Origin of the sequence: Mixta gaviniae, from assembly GCF_002953195.1 — a bacterium.
GTDB lineage: Bacteria > Pseudomonadota > Gammaproteobacteria > Enterobacterales > Enterobacteriaceae > Mixta > Mixta gaviniae.
Genome location: NZ_CP026377.1, coordinates 2,703,672 through 2,722,495, shown reverse-complemented (window position 1 = coordinate 2,722,495; position 18,824 = coordinate 2,703,672). Strand labels below are relative to the sequence as shown.

Genomic DNA, 18,824 nt, shown 5'->3' with positions numbered 1-18,824 from the left:
GCCGCATTCAGCATATGGCGTTTTGCTTAGCGGAAGGGTGGCGATTAGCCGATGGTCATCAGGCTGGCGTTGCCGCCCGCCGCCGCGGTATTAACGCTCAGGGCGCGCTCAATCAACAGACGCTCCAGCAACAGATTGGTCTCGCCGCGGGCGAAGCCCTGCACTGAGACAATCGCGCCGCCGCGCGCCGCCACTTTCTCGCACAGCAGGCGCAGCTGATCGGCGTCGCCGTGATAAATCACCGCGTCGTAATGCTGCTCCGGCGCCAGCGGGTCACGGGCAAAATCGATACGCGCACGCACCTGCTCCGGCAGGGACTGCGCCAGCTTGCGGTGCAGCTCATCGTCCTGCCACAGCGCGCGGCTGCCGACGCTGGTGATCGCCGCCAGCTGGATCAGCGCATCCTCCTCGTTATCTGCCAGGCACAGCACGCGCTCGCGCGGTAGCAGGATATAGGTGTTGCGCTCGCCGGTCGGGCCCGGCAGCAGACGCACGGTTCCGCCCTGCGCCAGCTGCTCGTAGCGCGCGCACAGCTCCGCCAGCGCCGGCTTCGCTTTCGCCCAGTTGCTCAGGGCGCGATGCGGCTCGATCAGGGCAGGGCGCAGCGTGGCGTCCAGCGGGCGCTCGGCATCGTGACGATCCAGCGTCACCTGCAGCGCGCCGTCCGGACGGTGCGACAGCAGACGATAAAGATAGAGCGGGCCGCCCGCTTTCGGGCCGGTGCCCGACAGGCCTTCGCCGCCGAACGGCTGCACGCCCACCACCGCGCCGACCATATTGCGGTTGACGTAAAGGTTGCCGACTTTGGCGCTCTGGGTCACCTGCGCGATGGTCTCATCGATGCGGGTATGCACGCCCAGCGTCAGGCCATAGCCGGAGGCGTTGATCTGCTCCACCAGCTGCGGCAGCATGCTGCGGGTAAAGCGCACCACGTGCAGTACCGGGCCAAACACCTCTTTATCCAGCTCGTCGATGCTGTTCAGCTCGATCAGCGTCGGCATGATAAAGGTGCCGGACTGCCACTCTTTGCTGTCCTGCAGGTTCTCCTGCACCGCCTGGAACACCGTCAGCCCCTTGGCGCGCATCGCCTGAATATGACGCTCGATATTCTCTTTTGCCTCGGCGTCGATCACCGGGCCGATATCGGTAGAGAGCCGCTCCGGATTGCCCATGCGGCACTCCGCCATCGCCCCGCGCAGCATCTTAAGCGTATGGTCGGCGACATCTTCCTGAATGCAGAGCAGACGCAGCGCCGAGCAGCGCTGTCCTGCGCTGTCATAAGCAGAAGAGACAATATCCAGCACCACCTGTTCGGTCAGGGCGGAGGAATCGACGATCATCGCGTTCATCCCGCCGGTTTCGGCGATCAGCGGCGTCGGGCGCCCCTGCGGATCAAGCCGTCCCGCCAGGTTACGCTGCAGCAGAGTGGCGACCGCGGTCGAGCCGGTAAACATCACGCCGCGGACACGTTCATCACCGGTCAGCTGCGCGCCGACGGTTTCACCGAGTCCCGGCAGCAGCTGGATCACCCCAGCCGGCACGCCCGCCTCCAGCAGAATACGCACCGCCTGCGCGGCGATCAGCGGCGTCTGTTCCGCCGGTTTCGCCAGCACGCTGTTGCCTGCCGCCAGCGCGGCGGCAATCTGGCCGGTGAAGATCGCCAGCGGGAAGTTCCACGGGCTGATGCAGACCACCGGGCCCAGCGGGCGATGGGTTTCGTTATCGAAATCGCTCTGCACCAGACCGGCGTAGTAGTAAAGGAAATCAACCGCTTCGCGCACTTCGGCGATGGCGTTGTTAAAGGTTTTGCCCGCTTCGCGCACCAGAATGCCGATCAGCGTCTGCATTTCGCCTTCCATCATCACCGCGGCGCGTTCCAGAATGGCGGCGCGCTCCTGCGGCGGCGTGGCGAACCAGATAGGGCCGGCGTTAACGGAAGCGGCCAGCGCCTGCGCCACTTCCTGTTCGCTCGCCTCGCGCACTTCGCCGACGATATCGGTCGGGTCGGCCGGGTTAATCACCGGACGGAACACGCCGTCGCTCAGCTCGCCTTCAATCATCGGCGCGGCGCGCCACGGCTGCGCCGCGCTGCTCAGCAGGGCGCTGGAGAGCGAAGCGAGACGATGTTCGTTCGCCATATCCAACCCGGCGGAGTTCGGACGCTTGTCGCCATACAGATCGCGCGGCAGAGGAATTTTCGGATGCGGCAGGCCGATTGCGCCTTCACTGGCGGCCAGATGCTCGACCTGCTGCACCGGATCGGCGACCAGTTCATCAAGCGGCAGCGTATTATCCGCGATGCGGTTAACGAACGAGGTATTGGCGCCGTTTTCCAGCAGGCGGCGTACCAGGTAGGCCAGCAATGTTTCATGGGTGCCGACCGGCGCGTAGATGCGACAAGGGCGGTTCAGTTTGCCGTCGGCGGTTTTACCCACCACTTGCTCGTAGAGCGGCTCGCCCATGCCGTGCAAACACTGGAACTCATACTGGCCCGGATAGTAGTTATTGCCGGCCATATGATAAATCGCCGCCAGGCTGTGGGCGTTGTGGGTGGCGAACTGCGGGTAGATCAGGTTCGGCACCGAGAGCAGTTTGCGCGCGCAGGCGAGGTAGGAGATATCGGTATAGACCTTGCGCGTATAGACCGGATAGCCTTCCAGCCCTTCCATCTGAGCGCGTTTGATTTCGCTATCCCAGTAGGCGCCTTTCACCAGACGGATCATCAGGCGACGGCGGCTGCGCTGCGCCAGATCGATCAGCGAGTCGATAACGAACGGGCAGCGCTTCTGATAGGCCTGAATAACAAAGCCGATGCCGTTCCAGCCTTCCAGCTCCGGCTCGAAGCAGAGTTTTTCCAGCAGATCGAGCGACAGCTCCAGGCGGTCCGCCTCTTCGGCGTCGATATTGATGCCGATATCATAAGAGCGCGCCAGCAGCGTCAGCGATTTCAGGATCGGATAAAGCTCTTCCATCACGCGCTGATACTGCGCGCGGCTGTAGCGCGGATGCAGGGCGGAGAGCTTGATGGAGATACCCGGCCCTTCATAAATGCCGCGTCCGTTGGAGGCTTTGCCGATGGCATGGATCGCCTGCTGATAGGAAACCAGGTAGGCTTTGGCGTCGCTGGCGGTCAGCGCCGCTTCGCCCAGCATATCGTAAGAGTAACGGAAGCCTTTCTCTTCCAGCTTGCGCGCGTTGGCCAGCGCCTCGGCGATGGTTTCGCCGGTGACGAACTGTTCGCCCATCAGGCGCATCGCCATATCGACACCTTTACGCACCAGCGGCTCGCCGCTTTTGCTAATAATTCGGTTCAGGGAGCGCGACAGGTTGGCTTCGTTATGGGTAGAGACCAGGCGGCCGGTAAACAGCAGGCCCCAGGTGGCGGCGTTAACGAACAGCGACGGGCTGCGCCCCAGATGCGACTGCCAGTTACCGTTGCTGATTTTATCGCGGATCAGCGCATCGCGCGTCGGCTTGTCGGGAATGCGCAGCAGCGCTTCGGCCAGGCACATCAGCGCCACGCCTTCCTGCGAGGAGAGCGAGAACTCCTGCAGCAGGCTTTGCACCATGCCGGCGCGTCCGGTTGCCCCCTTTTGGTGCCGCAGCTTGTCGGCCAGCGACCAGGCGAGCTGATGGGTTTTCTCCGCCAGCGGGGCAGGGAGACGCGCCTGCTCCAGCAGCATCGGCACCGCTTCCGTCTCCGGGCGACGCCAGGCGGAGGTAATGGCGGCGCGCGCCACCGTCTGCGGCAGAATATGTTCCGCGAAATCCAGGAACGGCTGATGCGGCTCGTCGGTCAGCGTCTCATCATTATCGCTGGCGGCCTGCAATGGAAATTCGACCGGCTGGGCGCCCTGTTCCAGCTGCTCCAGATAGTTAAAAATCGCCTGTTTAATCAGCCAGTGCGGCGTGCGATCGATATGCTGCGCAGCCTGTTTAATTCTGTCGCGGGTGGCTTCATCCAGTTTGACACCCATGGTAGTCGTTCCCATGCCTTAGACGCTCCTCAAAACCTTATATAACCGTTGTAGGGCGCAATATCACCCATGTTGCAACTTTGTGCAACCGTGTTAATTGTGAGCCCGGTAACACTCTGTGCAAACCCTCTTTTGTTCATTCCCACAAAGCGGCACGGAACTTGCTGCAAGTTTCTCGCCAGGTTTGCAGAAGCCTGAAAATTCGTGCTGTTTTCAGGTTGCGCCCAAGGTGTAACCGGATGAAATGTGACCTGGTGCAACCTTCTGAACTTCTGATTATGAGGGGGAGTGAATTCACTGTAACAGCTGTGTTAAATGCATTGTGTGCGATACACCTTTCCGGCAGGATAGCGCGCCTCAGATTTAACAAAGACAGAAAACCGCTGCGTTCCGGCGGGGATAACAGGGCAAATAACCCTCTGCTTAATACCGATAATAAATGGAGAACCTGATGACAGTAAGTACACCCATGTTGGTGACATTCATCATCTATATTCTTGGCATGGTGTTGATCGGCTTTATCGCCTGGCGCTCAACCAAAAATTTTGATGACTATATTCTCGGTGGCCGCAGTCTCGGCAGCGTGGTGACCGCGCTCTCCGCAGGCGCATCGGATATGAGCGGCTGGCTGCTGATGGGCCTGCCAGGGGCGATTTTCCTCTCCGGTATTTCCGAAAGCTGGATCGCTATCGGGTTGACGCTGGGCGCGTGGCTTAACTGGAAAATTGTCGCCGGACGCCTGCGCGTGCAGACCGAGCATCATAATAACGCGCTGACGCTGCCGGACTTTTTCACCAGCCGCTTTGAAGATCGCAGTAAGCTGCTGCGCGTGATCTCCGCCATCGTGATTCTGGTGTTCTTCACCATCTACTGCGCGTCGGGCATCGTCGCCGGGGCGCGCCTGTTTGAAAGCACTTTCGGCATGAGCTACGAAACCGCGCTGTGGGCCGGCGCGGCCGCCACTATTCTCTACACCTTCGTCGGCGGCTTCCTCGCCGTCAGCTGGACCGATACCGTGCAGGCGAGCCTGATGATTTTCGCGCTGATTTTGACGCCGATTATCGTGATTGCCGCCGTTGGCGGTCTTGATGATTCGCTGCGCGTGATCGAAGCGAAAAGCCTGGAAAACCTCGATATGCTGAAAGGTCTCAACTTCGTGGCGGTGATCTCGCTGCTGGGCTGGGGACTGGGCTACTTCGGTCAGCCGCATATCCTGGCGCGCTTTATGGCGGCGGATTCGCATCGCTCTATCCGCACCGCCCGCCGTATCGGCATGGCGTGGATGATCCTCTGCCTGGCGGGCGCGGTGGCAGTCGGCTTCTTCGGCATCGCCTATTTCCAGAACCATCCTGAACAGGCGGCGGGCGTCTCGGAAAACGGCGAACGTATCTTTATCGAGCTGGCGCGCATTCTGTTTAACCCGTGGATCGCCGGCATTCTGCTCTCCGCGATTCTGGCGGCGGTGATGTCAACGCTGAGCTGCCAGCTGCTGGTCTGCTCCAGCGCGCTGACTGAAGATCTTTACAAAGGTTTCCTGCGTAAAAACGCCGGTCAGAAAGAGCTGGTATGGGTAGGCCGTATCATGGTGCTGGTGGTGGCGCTGATCGCGATTCTGCTTGCCGCTAACCCGGAAAACCGCGTGTTGGGCCTGGTGAGCTACGCCTGGGCCGGCTTCGGCGCCGCGTTCGGGCCGGTGGTGCTGTTCGCCGTCTGCTGGAAGCGCACAACGCGCAACGGCGCGCTGGCGGGCATGGTGATCGGCGCGCTGACCGTGGTGGTCTGGAAGCATTACGGCTGGCTCGATCTGTATGAAATCATTCCGGGCTTCATCTTCGCCAGCATCGCCATTGTGGTGTTCAGCCTGCTGGGCCGCGGCCCCTCCGCCGAAGCGCAGGCGCGCTTCGAGGCGGCGGATGCGGAGTATAATACCCACTAACATTTTCAGGCCGGCTGCGACGCCGGCCCGAATATGACGGCATAAACAAAGGCCCGCCGGTTTCCGCTGGGCCTTCTTTTCTTTAAAGGCTGACGGACGCGGATCTGCAAGCGTGACGGCGGCGATCGCCTGCTCGCTGAACTGTTCATACTCGATACCCCGCACACCCCTCTCCACGCACGCCAGCGGTCACCAGCGCGAGCGCCGGTGCCATAAATTCCACTATCCCCGGCATGATGTGCAGGGCGATGGCCGTCCAGACCTTATCAATATCCGTCGCAGAGATGGCGTAATCCTGCCAAAAGGCGTGCGCCGCGTTAAAGCCGGCTCGCGGTTTGCTGGCCGAACAGCGCCCAGAACTGATGCCGGGCTTTTGGCGGCATAGCGCGCCACAGCATGGCTAACCTTCACCCACATGACGCCGCCATTGCGTAATCAGCCGCTGCAGCCGCTGCACGCCAGGCGCAAACTGCGAGGCGCAAGTATTGCCGTAGCCCAGCACCAGGCCGCAGCGCGCAGAAGAGGAGTCGAGATAGAACGGGCTTAGCGCGGCGGGCGCCAGCTGATAGCGCCGCGCCTGCTGCGCCAGCGCGACATCATCGATAGCGTTAAGCGTGACGGTGAGATGCAGGCCGCCGTCGCCGCCCATCACGCTAAACGGCTCGGTTAAGTGGTCTGCCAGCGCCGCGCGCAGCTGCTGCTGCCGTTTACGGTAGAGACGTCGCATCGCCGCCAGGTGGCGCGCATAGTGTCCCTCTTCAATAAAGCGCGCCAGTGTGCGCTGCTCCGCGCGATGACCGCCGCGCAGCAGCGCATTGACGGTCGGCTGCGCGACGGCGGCCAGCATCGGCGGCAGAACGACAAATCCGGTGCGCAATGCCGGAAACAGCGTTTTGCTGAAGGTACCGAGATAGATCACCGGCGCATTGGGCTGCATGCCGGCCATCGCCGGGATGGGGTTGCTGTCGTAGCGGAACTCGCTGTCGTAGTCATCTTCGATAATCCACGCCTGATGCCGGCGGGCAAAATCGAGCAGCGCCAGACGGCGCGCGGCGCTCAGCACCACGCCGGTGGGATACTGGTTCGATGGCGAGGTGAAAATCAGTCTGGGCGGCGGCGCGGACTGCCCGGCGACGTGCAGCCCCTCATCATCCACCGGTATCGCTTTGGTGGTCAGGCCCGCGGCCACAAAGGTGCCTTTAACGCCCAGATAGCCGGGATCTTCTACCCAGGCGCGCTCGCCCGGCTGCGTCAGCAGACGCGCGCACAGGGCAATCCCTTCCAGCGCGCCTTCGGTGATAATAATCTGCGACGCCTCACACTGAATATTGCGCGCCAGCGCCAGATGACGGGCGATCGCCGCCCGCAGCGACGCTTCGCCCGCCGAATCGCCGTAGCCAAGCAGCGCACAGCCCTCGTCGCGCAACACGCGTGTCAGCAGACGCCGCCAGAGCGGCAACGGGAAATAGTTGATGGCAGGCGTGCCGGGGGTAAAGGCGAGCGGCGGCGAGTCGCGCTGGATACCCGGCGGTAGCCGGGAGAGGCGCGCGGGCAGGGGCGGGACCTCAATAGTTTCAACCGGTGTGCGCGGTGGCGCCAGCGTCGCGACCTGCGAACCCAGACGGTCGCGCAGCAGATAGCCCTCCAGCGTCAGCTGTTCCAGCGCGGCGTTCACCGTATTGCGCGAAAGCATCAGCCGCCGGGCGATAGTGCGCGAGCCAGGCAGCCGGCTCTGCGCCTGCAGCCTGCCTTCAAGAATGGCGTCGCGCAGCGCCTGATACAGCAGGCGCTGGCGCGTCAGGCTGCCGCGCTGCGCCAGCGCGCGTTCAAGCAGGGCAAAAAAGGCGTCGTCGGGTATATTCATCGTCGCTCCTGGTGGCACCATTAAAATCTATCACGGTGGTGCTTTTTAAAGAACCAGTATCCCCTTACGCTGAGCGCTTCAATAGCAAAGGAGGCGCAATGCATCACTATAATCAGTTTGGTCAACCCGTCGGCGAGCCGTTGCCAGAGTGGCAGCCGCGGCCTTATCCACAACGCGTGCAGCTGGAAGGGCGTCTCTGTCGCCTGGAGCCGCTAAACGTCGCCCATGACCCGGCACTGTTCGCCGCGCTGCAGACGGCGCCCGATACCCGTGACTGGACATGGCTGCTGCGCGAGCCGGACAGCAGCGCAGCCAGCTTCGGCGCCTGGGTGAAAAGCGTGGAGCAGCTTGCCGATCCGCTGCATTTCGCGGTGGTGGATAAACAGAGCGGCGCGCCGGTCGGCTCGCTGGCGCTGATGCGCATCGATAGCGCCAATGGCGTGATGGAAGTGGGGCACGTTCACTTCTCGCCGCGGTTATCCCGCACGGCGATGGCGACCGAGGCGCAGTGGCTGCTGATGCGTTACGCTTTTGATACGCTGGGCTACCGCCGCTATGAATGGAAGTGCAACAGCCTGAATGAGCCTTCGCGGCGCGCGGCGCAGCGGCTGGGCTTTCAGTATGAAGGCCGCTTTCGCCAGGCGCTGGTGATCAAAGGCCATAATCGTGATACCGACTGGTTCTCGATTATCGATAAAGAGTGGCCGCAGGTGGCGTCGGCGCTGTGCAGCTGGCTGGCGCCGGATAACTTCGATGCTGAAGGCCGGCAGCGCCGCACGCTGCAAAGCCTGCGTGCATGCGCCGCAGTTCAGTAGCCAACAGCTTCCGGGCGGCGATCGTCTCCGCCCGTTATTTACCCACGCCCTGACAGATGCGCTTAACCCCGGCCCATCCGGCAACCCCTTATTCTTGCGGCCTTTCTGATACGGCGCTAAGGCGCCGCCGGCCGCCATTTGTGTTTTCCGGATAAGCTATGCGTAATTGATTGGTTCACCTGCGTAGCCCCGCCATTGATGATGAATTCCGCCGTTAAGACAATTGATAACAAAGGAATTCACCTAATGATGCGATTGCGTTTTTCGCCGCTGGCGTTGGTTCTGTTTGCAGGGAGTCTCACCGTTCACGCCGCCGACCAGCCGGTGAAGGGCGGTACGCTGATCTATCTTGAGCAGCAGGCGCACACGAATCTCTATCCGCCCGCCGGCGGCTTCTATCCCAACGGCGGCATTCTGAATCAGATCACCGATAAGCTGACCTGGCAAAATCCGCAAACGCTGGAGGTGGAGCCGTGGATTGCGGAAAGCTGGAGCAGCAACGCCGATAAAACCGAATACACCTTTAAAATTCGTCCCGGCGTCACCTTCTCCGACGGCACGCCGCTGGACGCTAACGCGGTGGCGAAAAACTTCGATACCTATGGGCTGGGCAATAAGGCGCAGCGCCTGCCGGTCTCCGAGGTGATCAACAACTACGCGCGCAGCGAAGTGATCGATCCGCTTACCGTGAAGTTCTATTTCAAAAAATCGTCACCCGGCTTTTTGCAGGGCACGGCAACCATCGGCTCGGGTCTGGTCTCTCTCAGTACCCTGGCGCGCAGCTTCGATCAGCTGGGCGACGCACGCCATATTATCGGCTCCGGCCCGTTTGTCGTCAGCGGCGAAAAGCTGGGCCGCGAAGTGGACTTAACGGCGCGCAAAGATTACCGCTGGGGGCCGAAAAGCAGCCCTCAACAGGGGCCGGCCAATCTCGACGGCATCAGAGTGATCGTCACGCCGGAGGATAGCGTGCGCATCGGCGCGCTGCTGGCAGGCCAGGCGGATATTATCCGCCAGGTACAGGCCTATGATGAACGGCAGGCCAGCGAGCAACATTTCCCGCTCTATGCCGCACCGACACGCGGCGTCAACGACAGCATCAGTTTCCGTCCCGATAACCCGCTGGTCAGCGATCTGCGCGTGCGCCAGGCGCTGCTGCGCGCCACCAACGCAAAGCAGGTGGTCGATACGCTCTTCTCGCCTCACTATCCGCAGGCAAAATCGGTTCTCGCCGCCAGCGCCGCCGGCTTCGTCGATCTCAGCGATAAGCTGAAATATGACCTGCAGCAGGCAAAGGCGCTGCTGGACGCTGCGGGCTGGACGCCGGGCGCGGACGGTATCCGCGAAAAAGCGGGCCAGCGTCTGGCGCTGACGGTCTATGAATCGCTGCCGCAACCGCAAAATAAAGAGGTACTGCAGCTGGTGGCGCAGCAGTGGCGGCAGGCAGGCGTCGCGCTGACGGTCAAGGCGGGCGATGCGGGCAGTAAAACGCTGGATAACCTCGATCCGCTGAAAACGCCGCTCACCGTCTCGGAAGTCGGCCGCGCCGATCCTGATGTGGTGAAAAGCATGTTCTATCCCGCCAACCGTGACGCGTTGCTGCAAAAAGGCGGCACCAGCGACAAGGTGAAAAATTTCCGCGACGACACGCTGAACGCGCTGCTGACGGCGATCTCGGCGGAGGTCGATCCGGCGAAGCGCCTGCAGCTCACCGGCGATGCGCAGCGCTACCTGCTGGATAACGCTTACGTCATTCCGATTTTCGAGGAGCCGCAGGTGTTTGCCGGCGCGCCCTGGCTGAAAGGCGTCCGCTTCGAAGCGGTGGGGCGTCCCGCTTTCTACGGCGCCTGGCTGGAAAAACATTAAGCGAGGTGAACGATGCGACATTATCTGCTGCAACGGGCGGGTCTGGGGCTGTTAGTGCTGTGGGCCGCCTACACGCTCTCCTTTGTGCTGCTGCAGGTGCTGCCCGGCGATGCGGTGCTGATCAAGTTTCAGAACCCCGATCTGGGGCTTAGCCCGCAGCAGATCGCCGAAATGCGTCTGGCCTACGGCGCCGACGGCCCGCTGTGGCAACAATATCTGCACACGCTGGCCGCCATGCTGCAGGGCGATTTCGGCTACTCCGTGCAGGCGGGCGTGCCGGTCAGCGAGCAGCTTGCCAGCAATCTGCCTGATACGCTGCGTCTGGCGTTGTGCGGCTTCGCACTGGCGCTGGGGCTGGCGTTCGCGCTGGCGGCGCTGGCGCATCAGCCGCTGCTGCGCCCGCTGCGTTCGCTGCTGGCCGCGACACCCGCGCTATTTATCTCGATCCCAACCTTCTGGCTTGGCATCGCGCTGATCCAGCTCTTCTCGTTTCAGCTGCGCTGGATCCCGGTGATCAACCCGTCGCCGTGGCAGGGGCTGATCCTGCCGATCGTCGCCGTGGCGGTGCCGATCTCCGCGCCGCTGGCGCAGATCCTGCTGCGCAGCATTGATGAGGTGATGACGCAGCCCTTTGTGGCGATGGCGCGCGCCAAAGGCGCCAGCGAAAGCCGCGTGCTGTGGCGGCACGTGCTGCGTAACGCCATGCTGCCAGCGCTGACGATCGCCGGTCTGCTGCTGGGCGAACTGATCGCCGGCGCGCTGATCACCGAAACGGTGTTCGGCCTCGGCGGTCTGGGGCAGCTGACGCAGCAGGCGGTAAACAATCAGGATGTGGCGGTGCTGCAGGCGGTGGTGATGATCTCCGCGCTGGGCTTCGTGGTGATTAATCTGCTGGTCGATCTGCTGATGCCGCTGTTCGATCCGCGCCTGCAACATGTCGCCGGAGGTGCGTGATGAGCCTTGTCGATGACTCTGCGGCGCGGCAGGCGCCTACCGCTACCCTGCGCGCCTCGCGCGCTCTTCAGCCCGGTCTCTGGCTGGCGTGGCTGGTGCTGCTGCTGGCGGGCGTCGCGGCGATCGCCCCCGGCCTGCTGACTGATTACAGCGCCACCGAAGGCATCGCCGGCGCGCAGCGTCTGGCGCCGCAGGCGGGGCACTGGCTCGGCACCGATCAGCTGGGGCGCGATCTCTTTGCGCGCATCGTTTACGGCGCCGCGGATTCACTGTCCGCCGCGCTGACGGCGGTAGCGATGGGGCTGACGGCGGGCACGCTTCTTGGTCTGCTGGCGGGCGCCAGCGGCGGCAAAGGCGAGGCGCTAATGATGCGCTGCGTGGACGTGCTGCTCTCCATTCCTTCACTGCTGCTGTCGCTGAGCGTGCTGATCCTGCTTGGTTTTGGCACGCTGCACGCCGCGCTGGCGGTGGGCGTCGCGTCTGTCGCCAGCTTCGCCCGCCTGGCACGCGGCGAGGTAGTGCGTATCCGCCGCAGTGACTACGTGGAAGCGGCGTTCGGCAGCGGCGGCACCTTTTTCGCCGTGCTGCGGCGCCATATTTTGCCCAACGTTATGACGCCGCTTATCGCGTTCGCCGCGCTGCAGTTCGGCCAGGCGATCCTCGCGCTGTCGACGCTCAGCTTTCTGGGCTACGGCACGCCGCCGCCTTCGCCGGAGTGGGGGCTGCTGATCGCCGAAGGGCGCAACTATTTGTCAACCGCGTGGTGGCTCACCACCTTTCCCGGCATGGTGGTGGTGGCCGTTGTGCTGGCCGCCAACCGTATCAGCCTTCAGCTCTCAGGAGGTCGTCGATGAGCGCAACACCCTATCCGCTGCTGGCGGTAGAACATCTCAGCCTGAGCTATCGCAGCGGCAATGCGTGGCGCCAGGTGGTGCATGATGTCAGTTTCGATCTACAGGCCGGCGAGATGGTGGCGCTGGTGGGAGAATCGGGATCCGGTAAAACCACCACCGCGCAGGCGATTATCGGGCTGCTGGCGGAGAATGGCCGCCGCGAGCAGGGGCGCATTCTGCTGAACGGCGTCGATATCGCCGCCGGGTCGCCGACGTATTTCGATAGCCTGCGCGGCGCGCGCATCAGCCTGGTGCCGCAGGATCCGGGCAACGCCCTGAATCCGGTGAAAACCATCGGCGCGCAGGTTGAAGAAATCTTGCTGCTGCATACCCGGTCCGGACGCGACGCGCGGCGGCAGCGGGCGCTGGAGCTGTTGACACGCGTCGGCCTCAGCCATCCCGAACAGCGACTGAATCAGTATCCGCACCAGCTGTCGGGGGGATGAAGCAGCGCGTGCTGATCGCCATCGCGATCGCCCTGCAGCCCGATATGATTATCGCCGACGAGCCGACCAGCGCGCTTGACGTCACGGTGCAGAAACGCATTCTCGATCTGCTTGACGCGCTGCGGCGCGAATCGGGCACTGCGGTGCTGTTCGTCACCCACGATCTGGCGCTGGCCGCCGGGCGGGCGGACCGCATTATCGTCTTTCGCCACGGACAGATTCAGGAGGCGGGCCCGGCCGCGCAGCTGACCGGTGCGCCGAAACATCCCTATACGCGCCAGCTGTTGCAGGACGCCATGCCGCGTCGCCGTAGCCTGCCGCTGCGATACGCAAGCGCGCGCTTTGCCGGCGCGGCGCTGCAGGCCAGCGCTATCAGCAAAGGGTTCGCGCTGGGCAACGCGCAGCGACTGCAGGCGCTCAACAATGTCAGCTTCAGCGTGGCACGCGGCACGACTCACGCGCTGGTCGGGGAGTCCGGTTCCGGCAAGACCACTCTGGCGCGCATCCTGCTGGGCTTTGAACAGCCTGACAGCGGCAGCATTCTGCTGAACGGCGAGGCGATCGGCGGGCTGCGTGGCGAAGCGCTGCGCCAGCTGCGGCGGCGCATCCAGTTCGTTTATCAAAATCCTTTTGCCTCGCTCGATCCGCGCCAGTCGCTGCGGCAAATCATTGAGGAGCCGCTGCGTAACTTCGAACGCCTGAGCGCGGCAGCGCGGCGCGCGCGCGTTGAGGCGATGGTCACGCGCGTCGCGCTGCCGCTGGATATCCTGACGCGCAGCGCGCGTGAACTTTCCGGCGGCCAGCGGCAGCGGGTGGCGCTGGCCCGGGCGCTGATCCTGCAGCCGGAGATTGTGGTGCTGGATGAGGCGACCTCGGCGCTCGATGTCACCGTGCAGGCGCAGATCCTGACATTGCTGCAACAGCTGCAGCAGGAGCTGGGGCTGACCTATCTGTTTATTACGCATGACCTGGCGACGGTGCGGCAGCTTGCCGACAGCGTAACGGTGCTGCGCGCGGGCGAAGTGGTGGAGAGCGGTGACGCCGTTACCCTGTTCGCCGCGCCGCAGCATCCCTATACGCGCGAGCTGATCGCCGCCATCCCCACTTTTCCGCCGTTAATGAAGGAGTCAGCATGACGGTCAAACGTATCGGTTTTTTTACCCGACTGCTGGATAACGTTCCGGCACAGCAGCGCTATCGTCTGGCGCTGGCGCAGATCCAGCACGCCGAGCGGCTCGGTTTCGACAGCGCCTGGATCGCCCAGCACCATTTTCACGAAAAAGAGGGCGGCCTGCCGTCGCCGCTGCTGTTTCTCAGCCACGCGGCGGCGGTGACGCGCACGATTCGCCTCGGCACGGCGATCATTACGCTGCCGATGGAAAATGCTTTGCGCGTGGCGGAGGATGCGGCGGTGCTGGATCTGCTGTGCGACGGGCGGCTGGAGATCGGGCTGGGCTCCGGCGGCACGCCGGACTCATTTCTGCCGTTTGGGCTGACCTTCGGGCAGCGCGGCGCGGCATTTGCCGACAACCTGCATACGCTGCTCAGCGCCTGGCGCGGCGATTCGCTGGGGCACCCCGATAACCACCTTTATCCCGCCGCGCCGCAGCTGGCGCAGCGCGTCTGGATCGCCACCTTTTCACCGGAGGGGGCGGCGCGCGCCGGTGAAGCGGGGCACGGGCTGATGCTGTCGCGCACCCAGCCGCGCGCGGACGATTATCCTGAGCAGCCGCTCAACGCTATCCAGCATCCGCTGATCGATGCCTACCTTGCGGCGCTGCCGGCAGGTTGTGAGCCGCGCATTCTCGCCTCGCGCACCGCCTTCGTCGCCGATTCCGCTGGCTGGGCGCGACGCGTGGCGGAGCCGGGGCTGCGCCAGCAGGCGGAGCAGTACCGGCGCAGCGGCCATCGGCTGCGCGGCGACACGCTGGATGCGATCTTCGCCCAGTTTGATGCCCATATCGGCGACGCCGAGGCCGTAAAAGCGTCGCTGGCGCAGGACAGCGTGCTGCCGCGCGTCACCGATATCTCTTTCCAGGTGCATTCGGTGGAGCCTTCGCCCGCCGACACGCTGCGATCCCTTGAACTGATTGCCGAACGGATTGCGCCCTGGCTGCGTACGCTCGGCCAGAAGCCGGCTTATTAACAGGAGAGAAGCATGACTGAGACCACCGATCTGCTCGCCGCGCTGGCGGATATCGATCCGCATTCTGAGCTGGCCGCCGCGCGCGCCACGCGCGATGCGGCGACGCGACATGCGCAGGGCAGCTACGAGCTGCTGTTCAGCCAGCAGGATGCGGATTTTCCGCTGGCCGAACGTTTTGCCATCGCCTCTCAGGCGGCGGCGTGGCATGACGCGGCGGGGCTGCAGGCGCACTACGCGCGGCAGGCCGCGCCGCTTAGCGATACGCGACGGCATAGCGAGGCGCTGGCGTTCGCGCGGCGTCTCACTTTTGAACCCGCCGCCGCCGCGCCGCAGCATATTCAGGTACTGCGCGACGCCGGCTGGAGCGAGCGCGGCGTGGTGACGCTGGCGCAGCTGGTTGCCTTTATCAGCTTCCAGAGCCGTCTGCTGGCAGGGCTGCGTCTGCTGCAGGGCGAAACCCTGCCGGAGAGCGGCCGCACGGCGCTGGCCGGACGCTGGCACACTGCGCCGCGCGCCGCCAGCGGCAAAGCGGCGCCGGTCGCCTTTACGCAGCGGGAGCTGAGCTGGGAGCCGTGGCTGCCCGCAAAGCCGCTGGCAGCGTTCGACGCCGACGAACAGGCGACGCTGGCGCGTTTCGGCCACACCGATTCCGACTATTTCCGGCTGCTGGCGCGCAACCTGCCGCTGCTGGAGCAGCGCACCCTGACCGATAAAGGCATTTTCTATACCGCCGGCGGCCTGCCGCGCGCCGGGCGCGAGCTGGCGGCGACGGTGGTCAGCAAGGTGAACGGCTGCATCTACTGCGCCTCGGTGCATGCGCGCAAGGCAACCCAGCTGGCGAAGCAGCCCGATGCGGTGCAGGCACTGCTGGATGTCGCGCCGGGCGAAGCGCTCTCTCGCGGCCAGTCGCCGCGCTGGGCGGCGCTGATCGATTTCGCCGCCGCGCTCTCCCTGACGCCGGTCAGCGTCAGCCAGACGCTGCTCGATGCGCTGCGCGCTCACGGGCTGGATACCCTGGCATTGCTGGATCTGATCCAGTCGACCGCCTTTTTCGCCTGGGCGAATCGCCTGATGCTGACCCTTGGCGAGCCTGTTCTGCCTTCCGAACCGCAAGGATAACCATGACCGCACCTTCTCCTGAGCAACTGATCCGCTGGCGGCGCGAGCTGCATCAGCACCCTGAGCTGTCGAACCATGAGTTCGCCACCACTGAACGCATCACCCGCTGGCTGCAGCAGGGTGATATTCGCCTGCTGCCGCTGCAGACACCGACCGGCGTGGTGGCGGAGATCGGCCATGGCGAGCCGCTGATTGCACTGCGCGCCGATATCGATGCGCTACCGATCGACGAGACGGCCGGGCGGCCCTGGAAATCGACGCGGCCAGGCGTGATGCACGCCTGCGGCCACGATATCCATACTTCGGTCATGCTGGGCGTGGCGCATCGCCTGAAGCAGCAGGAGGCGACGCTGCCAGGCCGCGTGCGCTTTCTGTTCCAGCCGGCGGAAGAGACCTTTAACGGCGCGCAACAGCTGATCGACGCCGGCGTGCTGACGGGCGTCCAGGCGATTTTCGGCATGCATAACGCGCCGGAGCTGCCGCCTGGCACCTTTAAAACGCGCGGCGGCGCCTATTATGCCAATGTCGATCGCTTCACCATTCGCATTCGCGGCAAAGGGGCGCACGCCGCGCGCCCGCATGAAGGCATCGACGCGATTGTGATCGGTAGTCAGATCGTCACCGCGCTGCAAACCCTGCCGAGCCGCGTCTTCAGCTCGCTGGAGTCGGTGGTGGTCAGCGTTACGCGTTTTACCGCCGGCAATACCTGGAACGTGCTGCCGCAAGAGATCGAGCTGGAGGGCACGGTACGCACCCATAACGATGCGATCCGCGCCGCTATCCCGGAAAAGATGCGCACCCTGATTGAACATATGGCCGCCGGCTTCGGCGCGCAGGCGGCGCTGACGTGGATCGCCGGGCCGCCGGCGCTGATCAATACACCCGCCTGGGCCGATTTCGCGCTCGATTTGGCGCAGCAGAGCGGTTTCCGCGCCGAAACGGCCGCGCCGCAGATGGGCGGCGAGGATTTCGCGTTCTACCTGCATCACGTGCCGGGTGCGTTTGTCAGCATCGGCAGCGCCAGCGATTTCGGCCTGCATCATCCCGCTTTCGATCCTGATGAAGGGATCATCGAACCGGCCGTTGCCTACTTTACCCGGCTGGCGCCGCTGGCGCTGGCGCGCGTCGCCCGCCATGCCACAACAGAGGAAGGCGTATGACGGAGCGCATGCCGACGCCGGTGCTGGATCATGCGGTGATGAATGTGGCGGATGGGCTGGATGAGGCGCGCGCGCGTTATCGCCGGCTCGGTTTTCAGCTGACCCCGCGCGGTCACCATTCTCTGGGGTCGAGCAACCATCTGGCGGTATTTGGCGAAAATTATCTTGAGCTGCTGGGGTATGAAGCGGGGCGCGGCGACCAGCGCCAGGATATCTGGCAGGCGCCGCGCGGGCTGACCGGCCTGGTGTGGAAAACCGCTGATGCCGACGCGACCTTTCGGCATTTGCAACAGCGCGATATAGCCGGCGAGGCGCCCGCCGCCTTTTTTCGTCCGGTGACGCTGCCCGATGGCCGCGTCAGCGAGGCGCGCTTTCGCACGGTGCGGCTGCGCCCGTCGCTGATCCCCAACGGCCGCAGCTTTTTCTGCCAGCACCTGACGCCGCAAGCGGTGTGGCAGCCGGCGTGGCAGCGGCATCCCAATGGCGTGGTCAATATCAGTGAATTTACGCTTGTGGCGCAGGATCCCGACGCCGCCGCCGGGGTGTATCGTCAGCTGTTTGGCGCCCGGCGCGTGCTGGCGGCGGAGGAGGGGACGTTTATTCTGCCGGCGGGCGCGGCCAGGGTGCGGTTCGCGCCGGTTGACTGGGCACAGCGGCGCTTTGGCGCATTGCCGCAGGATGACAACGGATTGGCGCGCATGGTGGCGCTGAGCTTTCGCACTGATGCTATTGCCAAAGTGGACGCCAGCCTGGCGGCGGGCGATATTCCCTGTGAGAAAGCAGGGGAGACGCGCGTGGTATCGGCTGAGCAGGGTGGCCGCCTGGCGCTGCTTTTTCATCCATAGCGGGAAAAACGGCGCGTCGGGCGAAAAAACGCGCCGTTTGGCCATTTTTCAGCGTTTCCGCGCGGCCTGGCGGCGCGTTTTTCCCTTTTTTCAGCGCATCGGCGGCAGGCAAAACGGGGGTTATACGAATTCATACACAGGGTATCCCCATTTTCTGTGGATAACTCGCCGCCGCTATAAGGTCTTCGCCACCATGCCTATTGCGGCCAGCAGCATAATCACGCCCGCCGAGCGGAACAGCAGGCGCTGTGCTTCGGCGCTGGTCAAAAAGTGGCGGATCTTGAGCGCCGCGAGGATAAATACTGCGCCTACCGCCAGCAGCACGAAAATGGTCAGCGGGACCAGCATCATGCCCCAAATCTGCAGCGAGACATTATCCAGCGAGATCACCAGCGGCAGGATCGCCAGATAGAAGGCGATGGTCTTCGGATTGCCCAGCGTAATGGTCAGGCCGGAAAACCAGGCGGAGGCGAGTTCCTTGCGCGTCGCCCGCTGATCGATATCGACCGCTTGCGGCTGGTAGCGCCAGAACTGCCAGGCGAGCCAGCAGAGATAGAACGAGGCCGCCCAGTTAATCAGGGTAAACAGCGAGGTGTAGTTATGGGCGATCACCGCCAGGCCGAATACCGCGACGGAAAGATAGATCAGATCGCCCAGAATCAGGCCGGTAAGCATGGTGAAGCCCGTGACCGCGCCGCCGCTGACGCTGCGGGCAACCAGGGCGGTCATGCCCGGCCCGGGAATGGCGGCCGCCAGTCCGAGCGCGGCGATATAAGAGAGTATTTGAGCGGTTCCCAGCATGG

At 63.8% G+C, this 18,824-nt stretch carries 12 protein-coding genes and 1 pseudogene; 10 read left to right on the top strand and 3 right to left on the bottom strand.

The features are described from left to right. Nucleotides 1–44 precede the first annotated feature (44 nt). Nucleotides 45–3,992, bottom strand: a complete 3,948-nt coding sequence (gene putA, locus C2E15_RS12710; RefSeq protein ID WP_104957691.1) for a trifunctional transcriptional regulator/proline dehydrogenase/L-glutamate gamma-semialdehyde dehydrogenase — start codon at nt 3,990–3,992, stop codon at nt 45–47. 436 nt (nt 3,993–4,428) lie between these two features. On the opposite strand from putA, the gene putP reads away from it, so the two are divergent. Further along, on the top strand, nt 4,429–5,913 hold the full coding sequence (putP, locus tag C2E15_RS12700; protein ID WP_104957689.1) for a sodium/proline symporter PutP: 1,485 nt from the start codon (nt 4,429–4,431) through the stop codon (nt 5,911–5,913). Nucleotides 5,914–6,313: 400 nt separating this feature from the next. Here the strand turns inward: putP and pdxR are convergent, their stop codons facing one another. Next, entirely contained in the window at nt 6,314–7,777 is a 1,464-nt protein-coding gene (pdxR, locus tag C2E15_RS12690; protein WP_104957688.1) for a MocR-like pyridoxine biosynthesis transcription factor PdxR, read from the bottom strand. A 98-nt stretch (nt 7,778–7,875) separates the two neighbouring features. Here pdxR and C2E15_RS12685 point away from each other — a divergent pair, with 98 nt between their 5' ends. The 9 genes and pseudogenes from C2E15_RS12685 to C2E15_RS12645 all read left to right on the top strand — a co-directional run bounded on the left by C2E15_RS12685 (nt 7,876) and on the right by C2E15_RS12645 (nt 18,021). Then, nucleotides 7,876–8,592 (top strand): GNAT family N-acetyltransferase, encoded by a 717-nt coding sequence (locus C2E15_RS12685; RefSeq protein WP_104957687.1) that lies wholly within the window; start codon nt 7,876–7,878, stop codon nt 8,590–8,592. Between the two features lie 246 nt (nt 8,593–8,838). After that, nucleotides 8,839–10,458 (top strand): TIGR04028 family ABC transporter substrate-binding protein, encoded by a 1,620-nt coding sequence (locus C2E15_RS12680; RefSeq protein ID WP_104957686.1) that lies wholly within the window; start codon nt 8,839–8,841, stop codon nt 10,456–10,458. 12 nt (nt 10,459–10,470) lie between these two features. After that, the gene (locus C2E15_RS12675; protein ID WP_104957685.1) at nt 10,471–11,412 is read left to right on the top strand and encodes an ABC transporter permease; all 942 of its coding nucleotides are present in this window, start codon (nt 10,471–10,473) and stop codon (nt 11,410–11,412) included. Beyond that, complete coding sequence (locus C2E15_RS12670) at nt 11,412–12,266, top strand: ABC transporter permease (RefSeq protein ID WP_104957684.1); 855 nt, start codon at nt 11,412–11,414, stop codon at nt 12,264–12,266. The genes C2E15_RS12675 and C2E15_RS12670 overlap by 1 nt, the downstream gene beginning before the upstream one ends. Then, a pseudogene (locus C2E15_RS12665) lies at nt 12,263–13,887 on the top strand (dipeptide ABC transporter ATP-binding protein). The gene C2E15_RS12670 and the pseudogene C2E15_RS12665 overlap by 4 nt, the downstream one beginning before the upstream one ends. Continuing rightward, on the top strand, nt 13,884–14,897 hold the full coding sequence (locus C2E15_RS12660) for a putative FMN-dependent luciferase-like monooxygenase (RefSeq protein ID WP_104957683.1): 1,014 nt from the start codon (nt 13,884–13,886) through the stop codon (nt 14,895–14,897). Before C2E15_RS12665 ends, C2E15_RS12660 begins: the two are co-directional and overlap by 4 nt. Nucleotides 14,898–14,909: 12 nt before the next feature. After that, the gene (locus C2E15_RS12655; RefSeq protein WP_104957682.1) at nt 14,910–16,016 is read left to right on the top strand and encodes an alkylhydroperoxidase domain protein; all 1,107 of its coding nucleotides are present in this window, start codon (nt 14,910–14,912) and stop codon (nt 16,014–16,016) included. 2 nt (nt 16,017–16,018) lie between these two features. Then, nucleotides 16,019–17,176, top strand: a complete 1,158-nt coding sequence (locus C2E15_RS12650; protein WP_104957681.1) for an amidohydrolase — start codon at nt 16,019–16,021, stop codon at nt 17,174–17,176. After that, on the top strand, nt 17,173–18,021 hold the full coding sequence (locus tag C2E15_RS12645; protein WP_104957680.1) for a VOC family protein: 849 nt from the start codon (nt 17,173–17,175) through the stop codon (nt 18,019–18,021). Before C2E15_RS12650 ends, C2E15_RS12645 begins: the two co-directional genes overlap by 4 nt. Nucleotides 18,022–18,195: 174 nt before the next feature. Here the strand turns inward: C2E15_RS12645 and C2E15_RS12640 are convergent, their stop codons facing one another. Then, a complete protein-coding gene (locus C2E15_RS12640; protein ID WP_104957679.1) occupies nt 18,196–18,822 on the bottom strand; it encodes a LysE family translocator in 627 nt (208 codons plus the stop codon). Nucleotides 18,823–18,824: the final 2 nt, after the last annotated feature.